We start from the raw sequence: 14,706 nt of genomic DNA on the forward strand, positions 1-14,706 counted from the left end.
GACATCACTGTCGACTGACACACCGCTTTCGCGAGCAAGCCCGCTCCGACATTGGGGGCATGGTGAGTTTATTCGCCCGTGGCGATGCCTCGGGAAGGCTCGTTGATCCACTCACTCCACGACCCGGCATACAACGAACCCAGCGGATATCCCGCCAGGCACAACGCAAACAGGTTGTGACACGCCGTCACCCCGGAGCCGCAGTAAGCGACCAGTTCCGAAGGCGAACGCTCGCCGAGTTTCGCCGCAAAGCGCTGCTTGAGCTGCTCCGCCGGCAGGAAGCGTCCGTCGCTGCCGAGGTTTTCGGTAAACGTCGCACATTGCGCGCCGGGAATGTGCCCGGCAATCGGATCGATCGGCTCGACCTCACCCTTGAAGCGCGGCAAGGCCCGGGCGTCGAGCAACGTCAGCGATGGCTGATCAAGCCGCTTCTGCAATTGTTCGGCGCTCAGCAGCAGTTTCATGTCCGGCTGACCGCTGAAATTGCCCCGGCTGACCGATGGCGCATCCAGGCTCAGCGGCAGACCCGCCGCGTGCCAGGCCTTCAGCCCGCCGTCGAGAATGAACACGCCATCGCGCTTGCCCAGCCACGCCAGCAGCCACCAGGCCCGAGCCGCATAGGCACCGGGGCCGTCGTCGTAGAGAACCACATCGCTGTCGGCATTGATGCCCCAGGCTTGCAGACGTTCGATCAATGCCGCCGGCTCGGGCAAAGGGTGACGCCCGGTCACGCCTTTGATCACCTTGCCACTGAGATCGCGCTCAAGGTCGGCGAAGCTGGCCCCGGCGATGTGCCCTTCGGCATAGCTGCGCTGCCCGTAGTCGGGGTCTTCGAGGGCAAAACGACAATCGAGAATCACCAGCCCCGGCTGCTCCTTGCGGGCATCCAGTGCATTCGGGCTGAGCAGTTGCGCAATCGGCATAACGGACTCCTGTGAGCGACTTCGAAATGGGTTACCGCCCTTCCTCGAGGGCCTGGGCCAGCGGCACGTAAAACTCGTCGAACAAGGCATTGACCTCTTCGCGGGCCTGATCGGTGACGAACCCGGCTTCCAGCACCAGCACCTGATACACGCCACGCTTGATGGCCTGCTCGCTGAGGTGGTTGGAGTTTTCCCGGGTGGTGCACAGAAAACGCACCCACGAGGTGAGGATGATCCAGGCATTGATCGTCAGGGATTCGATCTGCACCCGATCCATCTTGAGAATGCCGGCGGCGACGAAGCCTTCGTAGATCGCCATGCCCTGGATCACGCAGCGCTGGGAAAAACGCCGGTAGCGAGCGGCCAGGTCCGGGTCGCTGTCGAGCAAGTGTTCCAGATCCCGATGCAGAAAGCGGTAGCCCCACATCGCCGACAGCAGCTCCTTGAGGTAATAGCGCTTGTCTTCGACGGTGGCGGCACGCCCCTGCGGCGGGCGCAGAAAGCTGTCCACCAGGCTTTCGTACTCACTGAACAGCACGGCGATGATCGCCTGCTTGTTGGGGAAGTGGTAGTACAGATTGCCCGGAGAAATCTCCATGTGCGCGGCGATGTGATTGGTGCTGATGCTGCGTTCGCCCTGCTGATTGAACAGCTCGAGGCTGTTCTGCACGATGCGCTCGCTGGTTTTTATTCGTGGGGCCATGGCTTGAGCTTTAATTCAGAGTGCGGTGAGGGGCATCTTACGACCTAACCGGAACTGGATAAAACAAAGCTGTGTCGGGAAGTCATTTGACTTTCTAGAGCATAGACTCTAGAAAGTCATCACTACAATAAATCCGGAGCCCACGATGACTGCCGACATTGCATATCTGCAAACGCTGCAACAGCCCCTGGAAGAGCTGGATCGGCTGTTCGCGGCACAGCGCGCCGCCTATGCCGCCAACCCGATGCCAGCGGCAGACCAGCGCCAGCAGTGGCTCAAGGCGTTGCGCGACTTGCTCAGCGATGAGCGGCAGGCGCTCGTTGAAGCCATCAGCGCAGATTTCAGTCATCGCAGCGCCGATGAAACCCTGCTCGCCGAACTGATGCCCAGCCTGCACGGCATCCATTACGCCAGCCGCCACCTCAAGGGCTGGATGAAGTCCTCGCGGCGCAAAGTCGGCATGGCCTTTCAACCAGCGTCAGCAAAAGTCGTGTACCAGCCGCTCGGCGTTGTCGGCATCATCGTCCCGTGGAACTACCCGCTGTATCTGGCCATCGGCCCGCTGGTCGGCGCACTCGCGGCGGGCAACCGGGTGATGCTCAAGCTCAGCGAATCGACCCCCGCCACCGGCCAGTTGCTCAAGACGCTGCTGGGGCGGATTTTTCCCGAAGATCTGGTCTGCGTGGTGCTCGGCGAGGCCGATGTCGGCGTGGCGTTTTCCCGTCTGCGCTTTGATCACCTGCTGTTCACCGGCGCCACCAGCATCGGCAAACAGGTGATGCGCGCCGCAGCGGAAAACCTGACCCCGGTGACCCTCGAACTGGGCGGCAAGTCCCCGGCCATCGTCTCTCGCGACGTGCCGCTCAAGGACGCCGCCGAACGCATCGCCTTCGGTAAAACCCTCAACGCCGGCCAGACCTGCGTCGCCCCCGATTACGTGCTGGTGCCGCAAGACCGCGTCGGAGCGTTCGTCGAAACCTATCGCCAGGTGGTCAACAATTTCTATCCAACCCTCGCCGACAACCCGGACTACACCGCGATCATCAACGAGCGCCAACTGGCCCGGCTGAACGGTTATGTCAGCGACGCCACGAGCAAGGGCGCGCTGCTGATCCCGCTGTTCGAACAGGGCCAGGGCCGGCGCATGCCGCACAGCCTGCTGCTCAATGTCACTGACGAGATGACCGTGATGCAGGACGAAATCTTCGGCCCGTTGCTGCCGATCGTGCCGTATCAGGATCTCGACCAGGCGTTTGCCTACATCAATCAGCGCCCGCGTCCTCTGGCGCTTTACTACTTTGGCTACGACAAGCGTGAGCAAAACCGCGTGCTGCACGAAACCCACTCCGGCGGCGTGTGCCTGAACGACACCCTGCTGCACGTGGCGCAGGACGACATGCCGTTCGGCGGCATCGGCCCTTCGGGCATGGGCCACTATCACGGCCACGAAGGCTTCCTGACCTTCAGCAAGGCCAAGGGCGTGCTGATCAAACAGCGCTTCAATGCCGCCAGGCTGATTTACCCGCCCTACGGCAAATCGATCCAGAAACTGATTCAGAAGCTGTTCATCCGCTAATCGTCGTCACCGCCGGGTAATAACAACAATGCACCCAAGCCTGACCGAAACACCTGCTCTGTCGCGCCGTGGCCTGCTGAAATTCAGCCTCGGCGCCACAGCATTTCTCGCCACCGCCGGCCTCGGCGCCAGTCTCAGTGGTTGTTCATCGAGTGTCGCGGCCAATGGCTTCGTCACTTTGCGCGACGGCGACCTGCTGTTTCTGCACGCACTGATTCCGGTGATGCTCGACGGCGCCGTGGCGAGCGAAAAAATGCCCGGTGCCATCGATGGCACCCTCAAGTCGCTGGATTACAGCCTCGATCATCTATCGCCGGAGATGCTCAAACTCACCCGGCAATTGTTCGATGTGCTCGGCATGGCAGTCACCCGTGGCCCGCTCACCGGGATCTGGGGCAGTTGGGAAAACGCCAGCCCCGAGGCGATGCGTCACTTCCTCGACCGCTGGCAGAACAGTTCGTTGAGCCTGCTGCGCATGGGCCATAGCTCATTGCAGCAGATGGTGATGATGGCCTGGTACACCCGGGCCGAGTCCTGGGCGCATTGCGGCTACCCCGGCCCGCCCAAGGTCTGAAATCGAGTCGCGCCTTTCGCGAGCAAGCTCGCTCCCACAAGGGAATGCATTTCAATGTGGGAGCGGGCTTGCTCGCGAAGGCGCCAGCCGGCACACCACCGTACCCAGAATAATAAAGAGAACCTGACCAATGCCCGTACCCGACCCGTTCCGCGAAGGCATCGCCCGTGGCTGGAAAACCTACAACGGCGCACAACTGACCGATGACCTGACGCTGCAAGCCGACGTGGCGATCATCGGCAGCGGCGCCGGTGGCGGCACCACGGCGGAAATCCTCAGCGCCGCCGGTTACAAAGTGCTGCTGATCGAAGAAGGCCCGCTCAAGACCAGTTCCGACTTCAAGATGCTCGAAGACCCGGCCTACAGCAGCCTCTATCAGGAAGGCATCGGCCGCATGAGCAAGGACGGCGCAATCACCATCCTCCAGGGCCGTGCGGTAGGCGGTACAACGCTGATCAACTGGACGTCGAGTTTCCGCACCCCGGAGCCGACGCTCGAGCATTGGGCCAGGGAGCACAACGTCAAAGGTCACAGCCCGGCCGAGATGGCGCCGTGGTTCGAAAAAATGGAACAGCGCCTCGGCGTCGCGCCGTGGATGGTCCCGCCCAATGCCAACAACGACGTGATCCGCAAGGGCTGCGAGCAACTTGGCTACAGCTGGCACGTGATCCCGCGCAACGTGCGTGGCTGCTGGAACATCGGCTACTGCGGCATGGGCTGCCCGACCAACGCCAAGCAGTCGATGCTGGTTACCACCATTCCGGCGACCCTGGAAAAGGGCGGCGAGTTGCTGTACCTGGCCCGCGCGGAAAAACTGCTGATCAACAGCGACAAGATCACCGGCCTGCAATGCGTGGCGATGGACGAGCGTTGCGTCGCGCCGACCGGACGCAAAATCACGATCAAGGCGCGGCATTACGTGCTGGCGGGCGGCGGCATCAACAGCCCGGCCCTGCTGCTGCGTTCGGATGCACCGGATCCGCATCAGCGCCTCGGCAAACGCACCTTCCTGCACCTGGTGAACATGTCCGCCGGGCGTTTCGACGAGGTGATCAACCCGTTCTACGGCGCGCCGCAGTCGATCTACTCGGATCATTTTCAATGGAAGGACGGCACCAGCGGGCCGATGGGCTACAAACTCGAAGTGCCACCGCTGCACCCGGCGCTTGCGGCAACGCTCTTGGGCGGTTTCGGCCAGCAGAACGCCGAACATATGGCTGATCTGCCGCACACAAACGCGATGCTCGCGTTGCTGCGCGACGGTTTCCACCCGGACAGCCCCGGTGGCAGTGTCGAATTGCGCGGCGATGGCTCGCCTGTGCTCGACTATCAAGTCTCGCCTTACGCCTGGGAAGGCTTGCGCCGCGCCTTTCACAGCATGGCCGAGATCCAGTTCGCCGGCGGTGCGAAAGCGGTGATGCCGATGCACGCCGATGCGCGTTACGTGAACAGCCTGGCCGAAGCCCGCACGCTGATCGATGGTTTGAACCTGGAGCTGTATCGCACGCGTTTGGGCAGTGCCCACGTGATGGGCGGTTGTGCGATGGGCGAGGAACCGAAAAGCGCAGTCACCGACAGCCTTGGCCGGCATCATCAACTGAGCAATCTGTCGATTCACGACGGCTCGTTGTTCCCCACCAGCATTGGTGCCAACCCGCAATTGTCGGTGTACGGGCTGACCGCACAACTGGCGACTGCCCTCGCCGATCGGCTGAGAAATCCGTGAAAAAACCGGTTTATCGCGTCGTCTATAGTGCTTTCTTACCCAACAGGCGACTTGGCCGACCGGGACGGCTGCGATACCATCCGACTCCCCAACGGACTCCCGCCAGGACGACGCGATGAACCGAGTGTTGTACCCAGGTACCTTCGACCCTATTACCAAGGGCCATGGCGATCTGGTCGAACGCGCCTCGCGCCTGTTCGATCACGTGATCATTGCGGTCGCCGCCAGCCCCAAGAAAAACCCGCTGTTCCCGCTGGAGCAACGGGTTGAACTGGCTCGCGAGGTCACCAAACACCTGCCCAACGTCGAAGTGGTCGGCTTCTCGACGCTGCTGGCGCATTTCGCCAAGGAGCAGAACGCCAACGTGTTCCTGCGTGGCCTGCGTGCGGTGTCGGACTTCGAATACGAATTTCAGCTGGCCAATATGAACCGCCAGTTGGCCCCGGACGTCGAGAGCCTGTTCCTCACCCCGTCCGAGCGTTATTCGTTCATTTCCTCGACGCTGGTGCGGGAAATCGCCGCGCTGGGCGGCGATATCAGCAAGTTCGTGCACCCGGCCGTGGCCGATGCCCTGACCCTACGCTTCAAAAAGTAGGAGCTGCCGCAGGCTGCGATCTTGGCTTTTGATTTCAGCCCTTGATCGCAGCCGCGTGCACTGCGCTCGCCAATGCGGCACAATTGCGCGCATTGATTTATAGCGCCCGGGCCTGCCGCCCCGGCTGGAGTTAGCATGTCCCTGATCATCACCGACGATTGCATCAACTGCGACGTCTGCGAACCCGAGTGCCCGAACGCCGCGATTTCCCAAGGCGAAGAGATCTATGTGATCGACCCGAACCTGTGCACCCAGTGCGTCGGCCACTACGACGAGCCGCAGTGCCAGCAGGTCTGCCCGGTGGATTGCATCCCACTGGACGAGGCGCATCCGGAGACTGAAGAACAGTTGATGGAGAAATACCGCAAGATCACCGGCAAGGCCTGATCTGAACGTTTTGTAGCGCTCTTCCGGGCCCTTTCGCGAGCAAGCCCGCTCCCACAGTTGGAATGCATTTCACTGTGGGAGCGGGCTTGCTCGCGAAAGGGCCATCAGCAACAGCGCAAAACCCTGATCAGCTCACTCGCGCTGCTCAAACCCCTCCCCTGTACACCCCAGACACCGCATAAACGCCGCTTTCGCCGGATCCCCCACCAGCGCCTGCCCCGCATCGCCCACCCCGCCACCCAGCGCGGTAAACGGCAATGACACTACAAACACCCCCGCACCCAGCACCGTTGCCACCACCAATAAAGGTCGGGCAATCAGCAAATCACCAATCATGGCGTAGGCGGGAGGGTTCTGGATGGTGTAGCGCGGATCACCGCTGCCGTACTCCGCGGCCTGAACGGCCAGGCTGGAACACAGCAGCAGTGCGGCAAACAGGACTTGCAAGGATTTCATGGCACGATCCTTCGGGCTGAACTGTGAGATCACTCACTATAGACCGTAGGACTTTTTCAGATTTTTGCCTCAGGTCTGGCAGCGCGGACAGAACACACTGGCCCGTTGCCCCAGCTTCACTTCCCGCAGGCCAGTACCGCAGACCTTGCAGTGCTCACCGCCACGGCCATAAACGAAGAGCTCCTGCTGGAAGTACCCCGGCTGCCCGTCACCGCCGATGAAATCACGCAACGTGGTGCCGCCGCGCTCGATGGCCGCTGCGAGGATGCGCTTGATCTCGATCGCCAGCTTCAAATACCGCGCCCGGGAGATGCTCTTGGCTTCGCGGCGCGGATCGATCCCGGCGGCGAACAGCGCTTCGGTCGCGTAAATGTTGCCGACGCCAACCACCACCGCGTTATCCATGATGAACGGCTTGACCGCCATCGAACGCCCGCGCGACAGCTGGAACAGGCGCTCGCCGTCGAACAGATCGGTCAACGGCTCCGGCCCGAGGCGAATCAGCAGTTCGTGATTGAGCGGATCGGAACTCCAGAGCATCGCTCCGAAGCGGCGTGGATCGGTGTAGCGCAGCGCCAGACCGGATTCCAGCTCGATATCGACATGCTCATGCTTGAGCGCCGGCAACCCGACTTCCACCAGCCGCAAGTTGCCCGACATGCCCAAGTGGCTGATCAAAGTGCCAACTTCGGCGTTGATCAACAAATACTTGGCCCGCCGCTCGACCAGCACGATACGCTGCCCGGACAGGCGCACATCGAGGTCTTCGGGGATCGGCCAGCGCAGCCGGCGATCACGCACGATCACCCGGCTGACGCGCTGGCCTTCCAGGTGCGGAGCAATGCCCCGGCGGGTGGTTTCGACTTCCGGCAATTCAGGCATGGCGTTCTCGAATCAATGCGCGCCGAGGTCGCGGATCGTCTGTTTGAGGGTTTCGAAATCGTAGTCCGACAAGCCCACGTAATCGAGAATCAGCGGGCCAATGCTGTTCCACTCGTGGTCTTCGGTCTGATTACCCAGCACCCGATAAGACGCACAGATGTGCTCGGCCATCTTCAGGATCGCCAGCAGATTTTTCATCTGGCTGTTGCGCGAGGACTCGTCGCTGAAAATCGCCAGCGCATTGTGGTGATTGGCGATCGCCGTGCTGACGTGTTCCGGCAGGCGCCACGACTTGGCGGTGTAGTAGCCGACCACGGCATGGTTGGTGTTGAACTCGGCGTTCTCGGTGTCCACCACCCGGCATTCGGCGCTGGCATTGGCGTAAGCCTTTTCCAGTACCGACATGTAGTTGGGGAAGCGCTGCAGCATCAACGGCACGCCGCAGTCGTGGAACAGCCCCAAGGCATAGGCTTCGTCGCCGGCCTGAGTGCCGATGCGCTTGGCCAGGGTCAGGCACGTCATCGCCACGTCTTGGGCGGTGTCCCAGAAACGGTTGAGGGTGACGATGGTGTCGTCGTTCATCTCGCCCTTGATCGACTGCGCGTTGATCAGGTTGATGATCGAACGACTGCCCAACAGGTTCACCGCACGCTGGATCGAAGTGATCTTGTTGCTCAGGCCGTAATACGGCGAATTGACGATTTTCAGCAGAGAACCGGACAGGCCGGGATCCTGGGCGATCAGCTTGGCGATCACCTCCAGATCCGGGTCGGGCATGTACTGCTCCATCTGCAGATCCACCATGATCTGCGGCTGCGCGGGCACGCTGATGCCTTGCAGGGATTGTTGAATCTGTTCGGTGGTCAGCTCTTGGGACATAAGTACACACTCTGGGACAGGCGGCGATTCTAACCTCTAAAAACCGCGGGACGACACACCAGTGGGCAATTGTCAGGAACTTTCATTCACGCTCAGGCTTCGGAATCTGTAATGCCCATGGGATGACTCAGCTCCCGTGCGGCGGCAAACGTCCACAGACTCAGGAGCTTAGCGATGGCCACTATTCTCAACGGCAAACGCGTCGCCATTTTGGTTACAGACGGTTTCGAACAGGTCGAATTGACCGGCCCCAAGCAAGCACTGGAGCAGGCCGGCGCCCAGGTCGACATCCTTTCGGCCGAGGCCGGCAAGGTCAAAGGCTGGAACCACGACAAACCGGCGGATGACTTCAAGGTCGACCAGACTTTTCAAGGCGCCAGTAGCGAGCAGTACGACGCGATCGTCTTGCCGGGCGGCGTGCAGAACTCCGACACCATCCGCATCGACCAGGACGCCCAGCATCTGGTCAAGACCGGCGCTTCGGCCGGCAAACCGATTGCAGTGATCTGCCATGGCGGCTGGTTGCTGATTTCCGCCGGGCTGGTCAACGGCAAGACCATGACCAGTTTCAAGACCCTCAAGGATGACCTGGTGAATGCCGGCGCCAACTGGGTGGATAAAGAAGTGGTCAAGGACGGTCACCTGATCAGCAGCCGTCAGCCGGACGATATTCCGGCGTTCAACAAAGAACTGATCGACGCGCTGTCGGCCTGACGCGCCTCTGTGGCGAGGGAGCTTGCTCCCGCTCGGCTGCGCAGCAGTCGCAAGCCCTGCCAACCGGTTCTTCCTGATGAATCGAGTGGCATGAATTGGGGCCGCTTCGCAGCCCGGCGGGAGCAAGCTCCCTCGCCACATGTCCAGCGCTGAACCTGCACACGCATCAACACGGTATAATCCCGCTCTTTTTTCCGGAGCGACGTCATGTCCCTGCCTAGCCTGCGCCTCAAAGCCAACGCCGACCGTCGCCTGCGCAACGGCCACTTGTGGGTCTACAGCAACGAAATCGATGTGGCCGCCACGCCACTGCACGGCTTCAAGGCCGGCGATCAGGCGATCCTCGAAGCCGCCGGCGGCAAGCCGCTGGGCATCGTCGCGATGAGCCCGAACAACCTGATCTGCGCACGCCTGTTGTCGCGCGACATCAAGCTGGCGCTGGACAAGTCGCTGCTGGTGCACCGTCTCAACGTGGCCCTGTCGCTGCGCGAGCGCCTGTTCGACAAACCGTTCTACCGCCTGGTCTACGGCGACTCCGATCTGCTGCCGGGTCTGGTGGTCGACCGTTTCGGCGACATCCTTGTGGTGCAGATCGCCTCGGCGACCATGGAAGCGCATAAAGATGACGTGATCGCTGCACTGACCCAAGTGCTCAAGCCAAGCGGCATTCTGTTCAAGAACGATTCCGCCGCTCGTGATGCCGAAGGCCTCAACCGTTACGTCGAAACCGTGTTCGGCCTGGTGCCGGAGTGGGTCGCCCTGGAAGAGAACGGCGTGAAATTCGAAGCACCGGTCATTGGCGGCCAGAAAACCGGCTGGTTCTACGACCACCGCATGAACCGCGCCCGTCTGGCCCCCTACGCCAAAGGCAAACGCGTCCTCGACCTCTATAGTTACATCGGTGGCTGGGGCGTGCAGGCTGCGGCGTTCGGCGCCAGCGAAGTCTTCTGCGTCGACGCATCGGGCTTCGCCCTCGACGGCGTCGAGCGTAACGCCGCGCTGAACGGCTTCGCCGACAAGATGACCTGCATCGAAGGCGACGTCTTCGAAGCCTTGAAAGAGCTCAAGGCCAGCGAAGAACGTTTCGACGTGATCGTTGCCGACCCGCCAGCGTTCATCAAGCGCAAGAAAGACATGAAGAACGGTGAAGGCGCCTACCGTCGCCTGAACGAGCAAGCCATGCGCCTGCTGACCAAGGACGGCATTCTGGTCAGCGCTTCGTGCTCCATGCACCTGCCAGAGGACGACCTGCAGAACATCCTGCTGACCAGCGCCCGTCACCTGGACCGCAACATCCAGATGCTTGAGCGCGGCGGTCAGGGCCCGGATCACCCGGTACACCCGGCCATCGCCGAGACTCGCTACATCAAGAGCATCACCTGCCGCCTGCTGCCTAACAGCTGATCGGCCCATGAAACGGGGAGCCTGCGGGCTTCCCGTTGGCTTTACGGCGATGCAATGTCGTCGAATTCCCTGCTGCTTTCCTACAACTAACTTCCTACATGTATGCAGGACATTTCCCTGCCCATTACATTTCAAGAATTAATACTTACAAACCCGCCTTTGCAGCACGCCCACTCCGACAAAATTAATAGAAATTTCCTACCCAAGTATCGCTTGCCAATAATTCATTACAACCTATTATTAAGTTGTCACCACGACGGTGACATTCACTCTCAATGAACAAGGAGTTCATACTTATGAAAGCAATTACTCTGGAAACCAACAAAATCGCAAACCTGGCCTTCCTGGTTGCGCCTAAAGCCCGCTAAGTGAGCCAGAACGCTGGGGAGTGCCGGCACCCCAGCGTTCTTTCGACTATTTCCAGAGCGATGAATACAACATGCATATCAATCCCTATTTATTCATATTGCCGCGCACACCCGGACAAATAGTCTGGAACTATAAAGATCACACTCAGCATGAACTGGACCTGACTTACTCTTGTAGACTCGCACAACTTATCAATAATCCGGAACAGTTCGACAGACGCAACATCATAGACTCACAACTTCTGAATGCAGGCATATTAACCGTTGCAAAAATAGACAGTCCGCCATGGGGCTGGGATGAATTATCGAAGATTTATCATATCGGCACCCAGAACATTCCCTGTGAACAGACACCCCAGAATATTCACGAGTGGTCCAGGCAATACCTGAACCATTGCAGCGCCGTGCTGACCACGCCGGCACCCACACAAGATCGGCCGACACCTCAAGACGAACCTCGAATCGCCCTGCCCGCCTCTGCGGCCCTGACCGTCGCCAGCCTGGGCAATGTCCTGCGTCTGAGAAAAACCTGTCGCTCCTTCACTGGCGCAGCGATCACGCTCGGCGACGTCGGCACGTTGATGTATCTCTCGCTGGGTTTTCTTCGCCATCGCGACAATGACCGCGACGAGAGCATCGCCGAAGGCCTCGCCGCCCGTCGCAGCAGTCCATCGGGTGGCGGGTTGAATGCCTGTGAAGGGTTTCTCCTGGCACGCAATATCGAGGGCCTGGAACCGGGCATTTATGCCTATCACCCGGCAGAACATGCACTCAGCCGGGTCAATCCATTGCCCGAACCCGCGCTCGGCCATTTGCTGGCGGGTCAGCACTTCATCAACAACCTGCCGCTGGGCCTGTTCATCACCGCTCGTTTCGACAAGCTCTGGTGGAAGTATGAACACTCGCGCGCTTATCGCATGGCGTTCGTCGAGGCGGGCCACCTGTCGCAGACCTTTCAACTGGTGGCCACGGCGTTGGGCCTGGGAACGTGGCTGACCGGGGCATTCGCCGACCGCCAGGTCGAAGCCCTGCTCAAACTCGAAGGCAGCGCTGAACAACCGTTGTTCTTTGTCGGCTGCGGCGCCAGCGACGGTCAGGCGATGTGTCAGGAAATGCGCGACCTGTTGCAGGAGACGCGCAAATGAGCGCTTCAACCGTGGATCAACCCGAAGCGCCAGAGTCCTGGGCGCTTCGATTCACCCTCGGCGACTGGAACAACCACGCTTCGGTACGCACCAGCCGGCACGACTACCAGTTGCCGGCAGACCTGCAATTGCAACTGCAAACCCGCTTCTGGTTTCCGCCGGCATTCCTGCCGTATCTGTCCCACCCGGCCATCGAAGCCGCAGGCAGGAGGGTCATGCATCGGCTGGCTGCCAACCACCTAGTGCACTTTCTCGACTACACCACGCTGCTTGAACACCGTATCGTCAACCGCGCCGTGGAAACCATCGTCCACGGCGAGTTGCCCGCGTACATTCCTTCACGGATGAAAACCGCCGCGCTGCAGCTCTATACCGACGAGGGTTATCACGCACTGTTCTCCCATCATCTGGCTGAACAGATCGCCGAACTGCATGGTTTCACCGGTCGTCCACAGATGCCGCTGCGCATCACCCGGCTGACCGGTCAGATCGCCCGAACGCCGGAGAGCAAGCGCCCACTGGCATGGTTTCTGCTCGGCTTTGTCTCGGAAACCATCATCGCCCGGGAGTTGCTGGATGTGTGTCGGGAAACGCTGGTCAGCAGCGTTAACGACATGTTGCGCGACCACCTCGCTGACGAAGCGCGCCACAGCCGGTTTTTTTCCGAAGTCTTCCACTACCTCTGGTTGACCCTGAGCAGCCGCCAGCGCGCCTTCGCGGCCAGAACCTTGCTGGAGACCCTGGCAACCTTCTTCGAGGTTGACGAGCAATGGCTGCACCAAAGCCTGCGCCGCGCCGGCATTGGCGAAGGCGCGATCAGGGAAATCCTCGACAGCCTGACCAACGAACAGGCCAGCCGCCAGCGTGCCCGATCCGGAGCCACGGCCACGCTTGCCGCACTCGAAAGAGCCGGATTTTTCGCGCTACCCAATAACCGCAAACTTTTCGCCAAGGCAGGACTGATCGATGCTTGAAGGAAGAACGGTGGCAACTACCCGACAACGACGCGGGGCGGTAAGTCTGCTTTTGGCCATGGTGCTGCTGGGAGTGTTTCCGCTGGATGTCCTGCTGCCGTCATTCCCGGCGCTGGCCGAACACTTCGCCAGCACCCCGACTGACATCGCGCTGTCGATCAGCCTGTTCGCGGTGGGCATTGCCTTTGCCCAACTGCTGATCGGGCCGTTGTCCGATGTTATCGGGCGCAAGGGCTTGTTGCTCGCTGGCATGGCTGTCTCGATCCTCGGCGCCATCGGTTGCGTAATGACCAGTGACTACACGCTGTTCATGGCCTTTCGCATCGTGCAGGCCATCGGCTGTGGCTGTTTCGTCCTGTCACAGGCACTGGTGCAGGATCTGTTCGAAGGCAAAGAGCGCGATCGCCTGCGGATACTGATGGTGACCGCCACCGGGATCTTCATCTCCATATCACCGCTGGCCGGCACCTTTCTGCAAGCGACCCTGGGCTGGCGCGGCAGCTTCTGGCTTTTCATCGTTTTGGCGGCAGTGGTGTTGCTCAAAGCCTGGCTGTTTCTGGAGGGTGGTCGGCCAGCCGTCAAGGCTACACCGCTCAACTTTCTCAGCGCCTATCGACGGGTGCTGGGGGATTTCGAGTTCGTCGGCTACTGGCTGATTTCGGCTTTCGCGTTCGCCTGCCACTTCTCGTTCATCGTCATTTCGCCGTTGATCTTCATGGATCAATTGCAGCTGTCAGCCTACGACTTCTCGCTGATCCTGCTGATCTACGGTGCGGCGTATGTCGCTGGCGGGATCGTCGCCACACTGCTGAGCCGGCGAATCTCGCCCGGACAGCAAATGGTGGTCGGGCTGAGCCTGATCCTGCTGGCGGGGCTGGTGATGCTACTCCTGTCGCAGTACTTCGCGCTCTCGCCCGCCACGGTACTGATCCCGATGCTGATCTGCACCGCCGGCACCACCATTGCGCGCCCGGCCGCCACCTCACGCGCCATGGGCATGTTCCCGGAGAACGCCGGTACTTCGGCCTCGGCCGGTAGCACGATCATCTTCATTTGCGGCGGGTTGATCAGTGCGCTGATCAGCCTGAGTCCAGGCAATCTACAGGCCACGCTCGGTTACTGTTTTGTCCTGCTCAGCGGCATCGCACTGGCGTTGAACAAACGGATCAGCCGCCGCGCCAGCTTCATCGAGAATGGCGCAGTCACGCCCTCTGGCAGCGATTGAGCCTGCCGATCGTCATGCCATAAGCACCGTCGGCACTGGAACAACGCTTTGCGCCATTCCCTCCAGACGCCAGCGGTGTAGAATCGGCTGATTCATCGCCATTCATCCCCCGGCGGGTTTATGAGCTCAGGCTGAGGCAAGCGGCGATCCCGCAAAGTCATCGGCAACATCCAGG

The 14,706-nt window shown here is 60.7% G+C and carries 15 protein-coding genes; 10 read left to right on the forward strand and 5 right to left on the reverse strand.

Annotation, left to right across the window (positions count from 1 at the left end):
* Nucleotides 1-68 precede the first annotated feature (68 nt).
* Nucleotides 69-923: a sulfurtransferase gene (locus tag ACS4NR_RS19905; protein WP_456018148.1), complete on the reverse strand. Its 855-nt coding sequence runs from the start codon at nucleotides 921-923 to the stop codon at nucleotides 69-71.
* Between the two features lie 31 nt (nucleotides 924-954).
* Nucleotides 955-1,626: a TetR/AcrR family transcriptional regulator gene (locus ACS4NR_RS19910; RefSeq protein WP_007964152.1), complete on the reverse strand. Its 672-nt coding sequence runs from the start codon at nucleotides 1,624-1,626 to the stop codon at nucleotides 955-957.
* Between the two features lie 145 nt (nucleotides 1,627-1,771).
* Here ACS4NR_RS19910 and ACS4NR_RS19915 point away from each other — a divergent pair, with 145 nt between their 5' ends.
* The 5 genes from ACS4NR_RS19915 (at nucleotide 1,772) to ACS4NR_RS19935 (ending at nucleotide 6,484) form a co-directional block, all read left to right on the forward strand.
* Nucleotides 1,772-3,202, forward strand: a complete 1,431-nt coding sequence (locus ACS4NR_RS19915; protein WP_456018149.1) for a coniferyl aldehyde dehydrogenase — start codon at nucleotides 1,772-1,774, stop codon at nucleotides 3,200-3,202.
* 28 nt (nucleotides 3,203-3,230) lie between these two features.
* Entirely contained in the window at nucleotides 3,231-3,776 is a 546-nt protein-coding gene (locus tag ACS4NR_RS19920) for a twin-arginine translocation pathway signal protein (protein ID WP_456018150.1), read from the forward strand.
* A 130-nt stretch (nucleotides 3,777-3,906) separates the two neighbouring features.
* Nucleotides 3,907-5,502, forward strand: coding sequence for a GMC family oxidoreductase N-terminal domain-containing protein (locus tag ACS4NR_RS19925; RefSeq protein WP_456018151.1), 1,596 nt, complete (start codon nucleotides 3,907-3,909; stop codon nucleotides 5,500-5,502).
* A gap of 115 nt (nucleotides 5,503-5,617) precedes the next feature.
* Nucleotides 5,618-6,097, forward strand: a complete 480-nt coding sequence (gene coaD, locus ACS4NR_RS19930) for a pantetheine-phosphate adenylyltransferase (RefSeq protein WP_003229157.1) — start codon at nucleotides 5,618-5,620, stop codon at nucleotides 6,095-6,097.
* A 135-nt stretch (nucleotides 6,098-6,232) separates the two neighbouring features.
* Nucleotides 6,233-6,484 (forward strand): YfhL family 4Fe-4S dicluster ferredoxin, encoded by a 252-nt coding sequence (locus tag ACS4NR_RS19935; protein ID WP_003195146.1) that lies wholly within the window; start codon nucleotides 6,233-6,235, stop codon nucleotides 6,482-6,484.
* A 132-nt stretch (nucleotides 6,485-6,616) separates the two neighbouring features.
* Here ACS4NR_RS19935 and ACS4NR_RS19940 read toward each other — a convergent pair whose 3' ends face one another.
* From ACS4NR_RS19940 to ACS4NR_RS19950, 3 genes are all read right to left on the reverse strand, one after another.
* The gene (locus ACS4NR_RS19940; RefSeq protein ID WP_456018152.1) at nucleotides 6,617-6,940 is read right to left on the reverse strand and encodes a multidrug transporter; all 324 of its coding nucleotides are present in this window, start codon (nucleotides 6,938-6,940) and stop codon (nucleotides 6,617-6,619) included.
* A gap of 69 nt (nucleotides 6,941-7,009) precedes the next feature.
* Nucleotides 7,010-7,822, reverse strand: a complete 813-nt coding sequence (gene mutM / locus ACS4NR_RS19945) for a bifunctional DNA-formamidopyrimidine glycosylase/DNA-(apurinic or apyrimidinic site) lyase (RefSeq protein WP_095137561.1) — start codon at nucleotides 7,820-7,822, stop codon at nucleotides 7,010-7,012.
* A gap of 12 nt (nucleotides 7,823-7,834) precedes the next feature.
* Nucleotides 7,835-8,647, reverse strand: a complete 813-nt coding sequence (locus tag ACS4NR_RS19950; RefSeq protein WP_171061892.1) for an HDOD domain-containing protein — start codon at nucleotides 8,645-8,647, stop codon at nucleotides 7,835-7,837.
* A 228-nt stretch (nucleotides 8,648-8,875) separates the two neighbouring features.
* Between ACS4NR_RS19950 and ACS4NR_RS19955 the strand changes: the two genes are divergently transcribed.
* The 5 genes from ACS4NR_RS19955 (at nucleotide 8,876) to ACS4NR_RS19975 (ending at nucleotide 14,531) form a co-directional block, all read left to right on the forward strand.
* A complete protein-coding gene (locus ACS4NR_RS19955; RefSeq protein ID WP_456018153.1) occupies nucleotides 8,876-9,415 on the forward strand; it encodes a type 1 glutamine amidotransferase domain-containing protein in 540 nt (179 codons plus the stop codon).
* Nucleotides 9,416-9,622: 207 nt separating this feature from the next.
* The gene (locus ACS4NR_RS19960) at nucleotides 9,623-10,819 is read left to right on the forward strand and encodes a class I SAM-dependent rRNA methyltransferase (RefSeq protein ID WP_047596614.1); all 1,197 of its coding nucleotides are present in this window, start codon (nucleotides 9,623-9,625) and stop codon (nucleotides 10,817-10,819) included.
* Nucleotides 10,820-11,258: 439 nt separating this feature from the next.
* Nucleotides 11,259-12,332: a SagB family peptide dehydrogenase gene (locus tag ACS4NR_RS19965; protein WP_456018154.1), complete on the forward strand. Its 1,074-nt coding sequence runs from the start codon at nucleotides 11,259-11,261 to the stop codon at nucleotides 12,330-12,332.
* A complete protein-coding gene (locus tag ACS4NR_RS19970; RefSeq protein ID WP_456018155.1) occupies nucleotides 12,329-13,306 on the forward strand; it encodes a diiron oxygenase in 978 nt (325 codons plus the stop codon). The genes ACS4NR_RS19965 and ACS4NR_RS19970 overlap by 4 nt, the downstream gene beginning before the upstream one ends.
* On the forward strand, nucleotides 13,299-14,531 hold the full coding sequence (locus ACS4NR_RS19975; RefSeq protein ID WP_456018156.1) for an MFS transporter: 1,233 nt from the start codon (nucleotides 13,299-13,301) through the stop codon (nucleotides 14,529-14,531). The genes ACS4NR_RS19970 and ACS4NR_RS19975 overlap by 8 nt, the downstream gene beginning before the upstream one ends.
* The last annotated feature ends 175 nt before the right edge of the window (nucleotides 14,532-14,706 follow it).

Source organism: Pseudomonas sp. JQ36 (assembly GCF_053851495.1).

What these genes read in the sequence shown, in the direction of transcription:
- coaD (WP_003229157.1), top strand. Translation starts at nt 5,618, where the DNA reads ATGAACCGAGTGTTGTACCCAGGTACCTTCGACCCTATTACCAAGGGC.
- ACS4NR_RS19970 (WP_456018155.1), top strand. Translation starts at nt 12,329, where the DNA reads ATGAGCGCTTCAACCGTGGATCAACCCGAAGCGCCAGAGTCCTGGGCG.
- ACS4NR_RS19915 (WP_456018149.1), top strand. Translation starts at nt 1,772, where the DNA reads ATGACTGCCGACATTGCATATCTGCAAACGCTGCAACAGCCCCTGGAA.
- ACS4NR_RS19940 (WP_456018152.1), bottom strand. Translation starts at nt 6,940, where the DNA reads ATGAAATCCTTGCAAGTCCTGTTTGCCGCACTGCTGCTGTGTTCCAGC.
- mutM (WP_095137561.1), bottom strand. Translation starts at nt 7,822, where the DNA reads ATGCCTGAATTGCCGGAAGTCGAAACCACCCGCCGGGGCATTGCTCCG.
- ACS4NR_RS19955 (WP_456018153.1), top strand. Translation starts at nt 8,876, where the DNA reads ATGGCCACTATTCTCAACGGCAAACGCGTCGCCATTTTGGTTACAGAC.
- ACS4NR_RS19910 (WP_007964152.1), bottom strand. Translation starts at nt 1,626, where the DNA reads ATGGCCCCACGAATAAAAACCAGCGAGCGCATCGTGCAGAACAGCCTC.
- ACS4NR_RS19920 (WP_456018150.1), top strand. Translation starts at nt 3,231, where the DNA reads ATGCACCCAAGCCTGACCGAAACACCTGCTCTGTCGCGCCGTGGCCTG.
- ACS4NR_RS19965 (WP_456018154.1), top strand. Translation starts at nt 11,259, where the DNA reads ATGCATATCAATCCCTATTTATTCATATTGCCGCGCACACCCGGACAA.
- ACS4NR_RS19960 (WP_047596614.1), top strand. Translation starts at nt 9,623, where the DNA reads ATGTCCCTGCCTAGCCTGCGCCTCAAAGCCAACGCCGACCGTCGCCTG.
- ACS4NR_RS19905 (WP_456018148.1), bottom strand. Translation starts at nt 923, where the DNA reads ATGCCGATTGCGCAACTGCTCAGCCCGAATGCACTGGATGCCCGCAAG.
- ACS4NR_RS19935 (WP_003195146.1), top strand. Translation starts at nt 6,233, where the DNA reads ATGTCCCTGATCATCACCGACGATTGCATCAACTGCGACGTCTGCGAA.
- ACS4NR_RS19925 (WP_456018151.1), top strand. Translation starts at nt 3,907, where the DNA reads ATGCCCGTACCCGACCCGTTCCGCGAAGGCATCGCCCGTGGCTGGAAA.
- ACS4NR_RS19975 (WP_456018156.1), top strand. Translation starts at nt 13,299, where the DNA reads ATGCTTGAAGGAAGAACGGTGGCAACTACCCGACAACGACGCGGGGCG.